2 protein-coding genes are annotated in these 11,186 nt (G+C 52.1%); both read left to right on the top strand.

The window, feature by feature from the left end:
- Positions 1 to 49: 49 nt before the first annotated feature.
- Positions 50 to 7,372 carry a neuraminidase-like domain-containing protein gene (locus tag DVH26_RS21020; RefSeq protein WP_239624982.1) on the top strand — a complete coding sequence of 2,441 codons (7,323 nt, stop codon included), beginning with the start codon at positions 50 to 52 and terminating at the stop codon, positions 7,370 to 7,372.
- On the top strand, positions 7,372 to 11,136 hold the full coding sequence (locus tag DVH26_RS21015) for a Tc toxin subunit A-related protein (protein WP_239624980.1): 3,765 nt from the start codon (positions 7,372 to 7,374) through the stop codon (positions 11,134 to 11,136). The genes DVH26_RS21020 and DVH26_RS21015 overlap by 1 nt, the downstream gene beginning before the upstream one ends.
- Positions 11,137 to 11,186 lie beyond the last annotated feature (50 nt).

The raw sequence follows: 11,186 nt of genomic DNA, 5'->3' as shown, positions 1-11,186 counted from the left end.
CATTCTGGCTCTTGATGAGAGCTTCCTTTTCAAGGATAGGAGGAAAACCATGAACATGATCGTCCCCGTTGAACCGGGAAAGCAAGGGCCTGAAGTGGCCGATTTACAGGACGCGCTGCTGCTTTTCTTTGAAAGGCGTATCATCTTTGGCGAAACTGAGGAGGAGCAGCGCGCGGTAATCGAAGTATTGCAGCGTGAGCGCAAAGAGCAAACATTCGAGAGTATGACTAAATATGGGGTCACTCTATTTCAGAAAAAGCGAGATCTGAATGTTCAGTCGATAGGCACCGTTGACGAAGTCACTTCCAACGATATGAATTCAGTCCTGCGTCAGCTTGGGATGCTGGGGGAGGAGGGCTGGACGAGGGTCGTTGAAGCTCTTAATGAACAAGGGCAGATGCTTAAAGCTATTAACATCGGCACGGACCATCTGGCTAGCATTGAAGAAAAGCTTCGGAAATCGCCGCTTCTCTCCTTCAATATGCGAGGAGAGACGGTGAAGGCTCTCCATGTCCAGTTGGCGCAAGCCGGTGTTGAATTGCCTTCCAATGAGACCGAAAGCGGCCTGTTCGGAGTCGGCACGCGCGTTGCCATAACCCAGCTGCAGGCCAAATATAACCTTGTCCGCACCGGTATATACGACGATGCGACACGCAACGCGCTTTCCATCGCGGTAAGCAGTTCGTCGAATCCAAGGAGGGTCGAAGGCCGCATCCTGCTGGAGAACGGATTGCCTGCCGCGAAGATCAAGCTGCGCATCGTGAATAAGGGGTTCGGCGATCATGAGGACGTATTGGGAGAAATCGAGACGGACGATCGGGGATTTTATGCCCTGCCCTATGAAATTGAAGAAGGAGCTGCCAATCTCGAAATTCGATCGCTCGATGAACAGAGCCGTGAAGTCCGGCTTTCCAATCCGAAGATGAATGCGGAGCGCGGCGAGGTGATCAACCTGGTCGCTCCGTCAACCATTAAGTCGCAAGCGAACGAATTCGCACTGCTTACGGCTGACCTGTCGAAAGTGAAAGGCGTCAACATAGCCACTCTTGCAGCTGCGCAGGAGAATGAGGATCAACAAGATATTGGTATGCTGCATCAAAGCACGGAATGGGATGCACGCCTTATCGTGTCGGCTGCCATAACAGCACAATTGCACAATGTTACCGGCATTGGGCACGATGCCTTATACGGAGCGGTACGTGCGGGGATGCCGCATGACCCCGAAGCGCTGTCGCTAGTTCCTCCCGAGGCGTTTGCACTGGCACTGCGAAGCGCTAATGAAGGCGGGATCATATCGCTTACCGACGGGCAAACAACCGAGGCGATCAGCGCATTCGAATCGTTCGCGCTAGATAAGCGGCGTACGGCGGTCGTTCCTGGGACCTTGTCGAATGTGAATGAGATGCTGGATAAAGTACAAATCGATCCGGGGCATAAAGACGAATTTATGAAGCTGCTCTGGAAGCATGAAGGCGACGATCTGACCTTATGGACGGAGGCAGGGAAGAAGGGCATACCCGTTGCGGATCTGAAGCTGCAAGGCAAGCTCGCCTACCTGACATTGAACAATGCGCCGCTTACGGAAGCTTTGCAGCGGGAGTTTGATTCCATCGATAAGCTGCCATTGATGGTCGAGCAAGATCTGTATACGGCGCAAGGGTGGATTGCACGGCTCGAAGGGATGTCGCTGAATGAAGAACAGCATGTCGATTCGGCGAAGTTGGCAAGTCTCATCCCTTCGGCTTTCAAGCAGGACAATGTAAACGACCGCGCTTCCGCCTATGCCGACAATATGGCTTCCAAAGTGCGTGAATCGTTCCCGATTCACGTCATCTGCCGCATGCTGGAGAAAGAAGAGCTGTTGCTTGGCCAGAAGCATACGGAAGTGAAAGAGCCGGTTCTTATCCTGTTAAAAAATGCTGCTAACATGGGGTTCCGTCTCGGAAGTACGCCAGTCGTTCAATTCCTGAAGAAGAATCGCGATACGGTATACGAAGGCCTCGAAGAAGACAAGCAGCATATTGCCGAGCTAGGGTTAAAGCTGCTGGCGCGCGTGTACCAGATGTCTCCGAACGACGAGGCGATGGTGACGTTATTGAAGCTCAACTTTACATCCGCACGGCAGGTCGCTTCCATCCCGAGGGCTCAATTCATAGAGAAATATTCGCCTTCTTTCGGTTCGCGCATCGCAACGGAAACAATATGGGATAAAAGCGCACAAATTACCTCGACGACCTTCAACTTCTATTCCATGGGCAAAATGATCGACAGCATCGCCCCGATGCCAGCGATCTCCGGTACGCTTGCGCAGCATGAGGAAGCAAAAAATAGAGTGAAATCGCTGCTCAAGGACTATCCGACGATGGAATCGCTCTTCGACTCTCTCGATTATTGCGAGTGCGATCATTGCCGTTCCGTCCTCAGCCCTGCTGCATATGTGGTAGACTTGTTCCGCTTCATAGACCCTCCCGAAGAAGAATGGAACCATACGCTGAATACATGGAAGGACAATCATAACGGCCAATCCTATACCGACGATTACGGCTACCTGAAGCCGTACGATGCCCTGACGCTGCGGCGTCCCGATTTGCCTCACCTGAAACTGACATGCGAGAACACGAATACGGCTTTGCCTTACATCGACCTCGTGAACGAGATTCTGGAGTATTATGTTGCCTATGGCAGGCTGGATGAGAATGCTATGCGCGATACCGGCGACGCTGAATCGTCCGATCTGCTGGCTGAGCCGAACAACATGAATACGGCGGCGTATCGAGCAGCCTATAATACGTTACGAACCGTGCAGTATCCGCTAACGATGCCGTTCGATTTGTGGCTTGAAACCGTAAGGAAATTTAGCGATTATTTCAAAACCCCGTTCTGGGAAATGCTAGATACTTTTCGTCCGAGTGATCAATTGTTCGTTCCGACAGTCGATTCTCATCCTTATGGCCGAGCGGCTGTTCTGATGGAATATTTGAAACTTACGTCCGCAGAGGTTGATCTGTACACCAAACCTGATACAGACGCCTGGCCAGCCATGTACGGTTACGATGAGGCGACGGATACCGAAGACGCCGTGCTCGCAGAGCTGAGATCGGCCAAAACGGCAGCCCGCCGATTGGGCCTCACGTACAAAGAGCTCACCGAGCTTATGATGACAGCTTTCATCAATCCTCATCTGAATCGTTTAGCGAAGCTGCGTGCGTTGGATATCGAGCTTTCCCACTTCTATAGCTACATGAAGCATCCCGACTACCCGCCTCTAGCTGCAGAAGAAGTCAGCGAATTGGAGAAGCGGCTTACGCAATTTCATTCGAATTTCGATGCGAAGCAGTGGCTGATCGAGGCATGGAATCGGCACGAGTTCGACCACATACTCATATTGAATGACCCGAAAACAGGAGGGAGCTTCGACCAGACGACGATTGGTTATGCCGGCCGGCCGACGGAAGAGGTGAGCGGCATGGACTATATCAAGATGAATCTGTTCGTTCGCCTATGGAAGAAGCTGGGCTGGACGATGGAGGAAACCGATCTTGCCCTATGCGCTTTCTGTCAATGGCCGGAAGATGGAATAATTGATGACCAAATTTTAGGCAGCGTCATGAAGACCGCACTGGTTTACATCGCACATCTTCAGCAGCTTGCGGAATTGCTCCGCGTTGGGAAGAACGGACGTGTCAAACTGCTGACCTTGTGGAGCGCCATGCCAACGAATGGAACACGATCGCTCTATTCGCAATTATTCCTTACTCGCACGGTATTAAAGGAAGATGCCGTCTATGACGATCCGCTCGGCAACTATCTTAGCAGCAACGATGTGTTGATAGCCAATCACTTGCCGACACTGCTCTCCGCCTTGAATTTGACGACGGACGAAGTTGCGCTTATCCTGCAAGACGGCGGCAAGGAGGAGGAGCGTGACTTACAGCAAGCGAAGCTTACGCTGACGAATATTTCTCTGCTTTACCGGTATGGGCTGTTGGCCCAATCGCTGGGCATCTCCATTGCGGAGTTGATCGCGTTGAAAGCGATGAGCGGTTTGAATCCATTCGAGTTATTGAAGCCGGTGCTTCTGGGCGACAGCGACAATGAATATCCGCTTGCTCTTACCCTTGAGTTTGTGAAAGGCGTACAACAGCTGCAAAGCAGCCAGCTGACGATTGCGGATGCCGACTATTTAATCCGCCATCATTATGATCCGCTAGGCCCTTATAAGGAGAACGGCAGTGTGGACTTGAATTGGATTCGCTCCTTGGCATCCGAGCTGCGTACGATTGCCTTTCAGTTTGCGGTTCCTGATCAAGCGGGCAGTGTGAACGACAACGATCTAAGACAGAAGCTGGCTCTTGTCTTCGTTCCGGATGCGGTCGAGAAATTTATGGCATTTTGGCAGGAGCAGCCTGGTTTTGAGCTTACGGGAGCTGCGTTTGAATCGTTTTTTAGAACCAATTTTGACGTGCTGTTCACGTTTGAAGATTACTTCGGTGAAGGTGTAGAGGCATCCCGGGACGAGAAAAGAATGAAGCTGCTCCAGCGAATCATGCCATTCATGCTGGCAAAGCTGGTGCGCCAAGCTGTTCTGAGGGCGATGACCGCGCAGTCAGGCGGCGATCCGCAGCTCGTTGAAGAGCTGCTAACGAATAGCGGTTTTCTGGCTCTGCCGGATTCGACTACGGAGCCGCTGCTAGCGGCGTTCGAGCGATTGGCGGTTCCGGGCATGTCGGTCGAGTTCTCCCCCCCTTCGGCTTCGCCGCTCGTAACCCGAACGGTGGAAGTCACGGAATCGGATAGGCTTCAGCATGGGAAGTGGACGGGTTTATTGGAGGTACCTCTTAATGGCATGTACCGCTTTTATGCAGTGTTAGGGAAGCAGGGCGCAGAGGCCGTCCTTCGGTTTCATCATCTGTCAGATCCTATACTGAAATTTACAGCAGCGGACGACGGCGACGTCCAGTACGCGGATATTGAGTTGAAGGCGGGAAATTCGTATGCATTCACTTGCGATGCAAGCCTGCAAAAAGGCGCTTTCCAATTGCTCGTCAAAGGCGAGACGACGGCCAAAGATGCCATCAGCCAATATATCGTCATTCCGCAGTCAGCGGCAGAAGCAGCTCAGCAGGCATGCACGATGCTTAGAAAAGGGCTCCAATTGGCGCAAGGAATAGGGTTAAGCGCACGAGAGATCCGCTATATTGCCGCGAATCGCGAAGGCTTCGGCGGGGCGGATTGGCGCAAGCTGCCTGCTAGAGAATCGAACGATTCTGAATTAGCGGCATCGCTGTACAGAGGAATCAACCGGTTGATGGACTATGCACGGCTCAAGCGCGAAATGTCAGGCGGAAGCGATGATTTGATCGCCTTATTCGAGCACGTAAAGAATGAGCAAGCACCGGCGCTGATGGAACGAATCGCAGCCATGACGCGGAGAAAGAAGGAAACGGTCGAAAGCGTGTCGGCAGAACTGAATATGAGCGAGAGTGCGCATTTCGCCGATGTGGAACGGGTAGGACGTCTGTGGAAAGCACTGCAGCTTGTGGAGAAGTTCGGTGTGCCGCTTCATACGATGAAGAAATGGCTCACTCCGAAACCGGATTATGAGGCCGCTATCCATGTACGCAGCGTAATCAAGTCGCGCTTCTCTCCGGAAGTATGGCAGCAAGTTGCCAAACCAATTTTCGATCCGCTGCGGCAGCGGCAGCGTGATGCTCTTGTTGCCCATACGATGCATCTGTTGAAGTTGGACAGCACCGAGAAGCTGTTCGAATATTTTCTGATCGATCCCGGCACTGAACCGGTCGTACAGACGTCGCGGCTGCGGCTTGCGATCTCGTCGCTCCAGACGTTCATTCAACGCTGCTTCTTAAATCTTGAGCCATGGGTGCATCCTATCGTGCTGAACAAGGAGCATTGGTCATGGACGAAAAGCTATCGGGTGTGGGAGGCGAACCGTAAAATTTTCTTGTTCCCGGAAAATTGGCTTGAACCGGAGTGGCGCGACGACAAAACGTATTTGTACAAGGAGCTAGAGAGCAGTCTGCTGCAGGGCGATGTGACGAATCAGCTGGCAGAAGATGCATTGTATACGTACTTGGACAAGCTGGGCAAATTGGCGCGGCTTGAGATTGTGACGATGTACGCGCAGGAGAGAGCGGGGGGAACGCCGGTCATGCATGTCATCGGCCGCACCTATTCAAGTCCGCATGAATATTTCTACCGACAGTATTCGAATCAAATGTGGACGCCGTGGGAGCCCGTCAATGCCGATATCGACAGCAGCTGTGAGCATTTTGCGGTGGTGATGTGGCGGGGGCGGCTGCATTTGTTCTGGATCAAAATAACGGTAAGCGCTGAAGAGAAAGAGCAAGCGGTCGACGCTGCCAAAAAAGATATATCGCTTGCCGATGCAAAATTAGCGGAATTAGACGGAATGTCGCCTAAGTCATCGACGAGAGTTCTGAACCTTGAATTAAGCTGGTCAGAATATTTTCAAGGCACATGGTCAGCACGTCAATCCAGCGGATTTATTAAGGATATGGAGAACCTGAAGCTAACCTCGAGGTTCGATCCAAGCGCCGTATTTACGACAATAACGAAAGAACCAAGTCCAGATCCGGAGGCAGATGGCAATATCGTGATTAGACTGCACAACCTCATGCCAGCCAAGACCTTTGCCTTCCGTGTCGTGAGCAAAAACAGCATTCCGCAGTTCGGACCGTATGCAGCGGATAGTCCTGCCGTTCCCTATGCCACAGGGGGCACCTCGTACAACCGGTTCAAAGGATCTGGCGCATTGACCGTCACTTTCATCCAACAGGTTGAGACGATAGATGGCAAGAATCAATCTTCACGCGCGACGCAAACGATTTTATCCAATGGCGGCAGCAGCTTCACGTTGTTGCCCACGAGTAATGCGATGAAACATCCGAATGAAGAGTTCGCTTCGCTTATTAGCCCATTCGTATTCGCCGATGACTTGTATACGTTCTTCGTGGAACCGACGCTTACCGAGACGACCATCGATAAGTGGGAAGGATACACGATTCCCAGGTCAACACAGAAACCGAAGTGGGACGATATGCTGCTGCATCTTCCGAGAGCGGTTAGTCCGGTTATTCCGCCTAAATTGTACAACCATGAAGTATTCCGGCTCAAAGACAGCTCGATTCGAATCGATCCGGTTGATCAATCAGCCCGCTATGCTGTCATGCCTAACACCGACGTACTTACCCAATCCGGTACTGCCGTTCAGTATGGAGGCAACCTGATTGGCGCGGCAGGCCGCATCCGTGACGTTCGAGAAGTGACCCATGTTATTACCCAAATCGGCGGAATAAACCTGAACTTCAGCAGAGGAGGCGGCGTGTAATGAAGTATGGCAATTGGGCATTAAGTACATTTCACGGTTCGGTTCAATATCTCGATTTCGTACGTTTGGATGCGCAGAGGAATGGAGCCGAGGAAACAGGCGAGCGCCATATCGTTACCAGGACGCGGTCGCTTCGTTACCGGTTCTACCCGCACTTCCACAGCTATATTGAAGAATTGAAAACGCGGCTGATCGAGAAATCGGTCCACGGTCTGCAAGCGGCTGATACCGATTATAAATTAAGTGCGAATAACGATGGCACCTACGAAACGCTGCCGAACAGCTTTCAAGCGATGCTGCCGGCCGGACTTGTCCTGCAGCTTCCTTTACCGGGTCAAGATGATGAGGAAATTACGCTTCCATTCAACATAACGGTCGCTTTGCCGGATGGCGTTAAGATCGATCTTGACGGCGGCCAAGCTGCTATTCTGCCTGGCAGCGTTATCGCTCGCGATGACCATCGAGGCACGCGTGTAAGAGTCGAAGGCGGCACACTATTCCGTGACTTGGATAACGGAACAGAAACCACGTTAGCTTCGGCAGCTATCGTAACTTTACCCGCTGCGGCCATCATCCTAGGCGAGGATGGGATCGTGCGCAAGCTTGCAGCGCCTCAAGCCGTTACGGTGCCAATTGGGACGAGCGTTAAACCGCTAGGCGGCAAACCGAAACCGACTTTATTCCGCGAGCTATTCACAGCGGCGCAATATTCGCCGGCGAATCTAGTTGAGCAGCCCTATCCCGTGCGCGATCTCGATTTCTCTTCCAGCGGCGCCTACTCGGTATACAACTGGGAATTGTTCTATCATATTCCGCTCGCGATAGCGATTCATCTGAGCAAAAACCAGCGGTTCGAAGAAGCCCAGAGGTGGTTCCATTATATATTCGACCCTACGGACGATAGCGACGGCACGACGCCGGAACGTTTCTGGAAAGTAAAGCCGTTCCAAAGCACGGAAGTGAAACAGATCGAAGACATCTTGGTCAACCTGTCGTCGGGAGCCGATTATACGCTGCAGCAGGACACGATCAATAACATCAACGCGTGGAAGGATGCCCCATTCCGGCCTCATCTCGTCGCGCGTTACCGTCATACGGCGTACATGTACAAGGCGGTGATGGCGTATCTGGATAATCTGATCGACTGGGGCGACTATTTGTTCGGCGGTGCTGATTCTGCCGAAGCAGTGACAGAAGCGCTTCAGCCCTATGTACTGGCGTCTCTCATCTTAGGGGTACGGCCTCAGGCCGTTCCTCGCAAAGGATCGCTTAAGCCGCTCACCTATGCCGACAGGCGCGGGAAGTGGGATGAGTTCGACAATACGCTGGTACAGATGGAGAGCGAGCTTCCATTCGATTTGGCACCGTTCCCAATGACGGGCGGGGCTGGCGATTCATATGCCTCGTTGCAAAGTATTGGGACTTCCCTTTATTTCTGCGTTCCGCGCAATGACAAGCTGATGGGGTACTGGGATACTGTAGCCGATCGTCTGTTCAAGATTCGCAATAGCTTGAACTTGCAAGGCGTCTTCTGCCAGCTGCCGCTGTTCGATCCGCCGATCGACCCTGCGCTGCTGGCGCGGGCGGCTGCTTCCGGACTGGATGTCGGTTCGGTTATCGCAGGAATCAATCAGCCGCTGCCGTTGGTATGCTTTCGTATCAACTATCAGATGGCCTTAGATATATGTCAGATCGTTATATCTCTTGGCAACAACCTGCTCGCGGCGATTGAGAAGGAAGATAATGAGAAGCTGGCGCTGCTGCGGGCCCAGCATGAGTCCGGCATTCTAGGCTTGGCCGAAAAAGTGAAGTTTAATCAATGGCGGGAGGCAGCTAAGAACCGCGAAAGTCTGGAAGTATCGCTTAAGAACGTGAAAGAACGATACATTTATTTGGAGCTCTTGCTGGGTAACAAGAGAGAGGATATTGAGAAGAAGCTTCCGCAATTGGTGCCGATCGAGGCAACCCAAGAAGGGTATATCCGCAATGAACAGGATCCTGAATATGGGCGGCGCGATGTACGGATTGATAATGCGGAGGACTTGAGTGAATCGGGCGGGACGATTGTCAGCCGGCGCGAGATGGAAGAGCTGGAGAAATTAAGTACTGCCAGAATGCTGTATGAGTTCTCCAAACTCGCATTAACTGCAGCACCTGCAGCTTCCAATATTCCTGACTTTAATTTCGACTTTCACTTCTGGGGAATTGGCGGGCACGCCACGATCGGAGGTACAGCTCTTGCCAGAAACCTTCAGTTCGCTGCCGAATTAGCCCAATCGATGTCGGATCGCCTTAATTATGAAGCGGGGATGGCTGCCAAGATTGCGGTCTATGACCGGAGGCAGCAAGAATGGGAGAACCAGAGCAATATTGCCGTCGGGGAAATGAATCAAATCGTCAGCCAGATCCGCGCAGCGGAAATCCGCGAGTATATAGCCAAGCAAGAGTATAACCATCATATGGAACAAATGAACAATACTGCCGCCATCGAGAATTTCCTGAAAAACGAAAAAAACGAAGAGGAGTTAAAAAAGACCACCGTGTCGTTCTACACGTGGATGAAACGGGAGATTCGCGGTTTGTATTCGCAAGCCTACAAATTCGCATACGCTGCAGCCAAGAAAGCCGAACGCGCCCTGCAGCATGAGCTGGGCAAACCGGAGCTAACGTTCCTGCAGTACGGATACATGTCAGGCAAGGAAGGACTGCTCGCAGGAGAGAAGCTGCAGCTTGATTTGAAACGGATGGAAGCGGCATATCATGAGATGAATCAGCGGGAGTATGAATTGACGAAGCATGTCAGCTTACTAATGGTCAAACCGATGGCATTAGTGCAGCTGCGGACGACCGGACAGTGTACCGTGAAGCTGCCCGAATCGTTATTCGACATGGACGGTCCCGGCCACTACTTCAGACGGATCAAGAGCGTGGCACTGAGCATCCCTTGCGTGACTGGCCCCTATTCGAGCGTGAATTGTACGTTGACGCTTCAGAAGAGTACCATCCGCAAATCCTCGAGCTTGCGGGACAATCAATATGTCCGTGATCAGGCTGCCGATGACGACCGGTTCAGCGATTATTTTGGCAGCACACAGTCTATCGTGACGAGTTCCGCACAGAATGACAGCGGGATGTTCGAGGTGAATTTGCGGGACGACCGTTATTTGCCGTTCGAGAAAGCCGGCGTCATAAGCGAATGGCAGCTGCAGCTGCCCGCCGACCCTAGCAAGGATGAATTGTGCCAGTTCGATTACAGCACCATCAGCGATGTCATTATGCATATCCGGTACACAGCACGCGAGGGAGGCGAACCGCTGCGCGTTGCTGCTAAGGAGGCCATCAATGAGGAGATCAAAACGAATGCGGCGGCAGGCTGCGTTCGTCTGTTCTCGATCAGACATGAGTTCCCTACGGAATGGGCGAAGTTTCAAAATCAAAAACCGGTAGAAAACAAGAGATACGAGCTGGCCATTCCATTCCGCAAGGAGCATTATCCTTATTGGTGCCAAAATCGGCTGGATAAGGTGGCGAAGGTTGAACTATTGGCAGGCGGGGCGGCGGACGCATTCAATATTTTCAGAAGCGCCGATAAGACTGTGGACGATCAATTAGGGAAATTGGAAATGCCTCAAGGAAAGTTGTTGAAAGGGGCGTTGCTAGAGGAAGCTCTGCCGCAATCGCCTGTCGATGCGCTGAAGCTTTATCTCGACTCCACGGAAATTACGGACTTGTTGATTGCCGTCACTTGGCACAGCCATGAGTGAAAGTTAACGTCATCCATCAAATGGCAGCGATCGCTTTATGACGTACAGGC

This window comes from Paenibacillus sp. H1-7 (assembly GCF_022354825.1).
In the GTDB taxonomy this organism is placed as follows: Bacteria; Bacillota; Bacilli; order Paenibacillales; family NBRC-103111; genus Paenibacillus_S.
Note: the sequence above shows the minus strand (reverse complement) of the source record. Positions and strands in the feature narration are given on the sequence as shown.

Coding starts and splice junctions, on each gene's coding strand:
- DVH26_RS21020 (WP_239624982.1), top strand. CDS start 50: ATGAACATGATCGTCCCCGTTGAACCGGGAAAGCAAGGGCCTGAAGTG.
- DVH26_RS21015 (WP_239624980.1), top strand. CDS start 7,372: ATGAAGTATGGCAATTGGGCATTAAGTACATTTCACGGTTCGGTTCAA.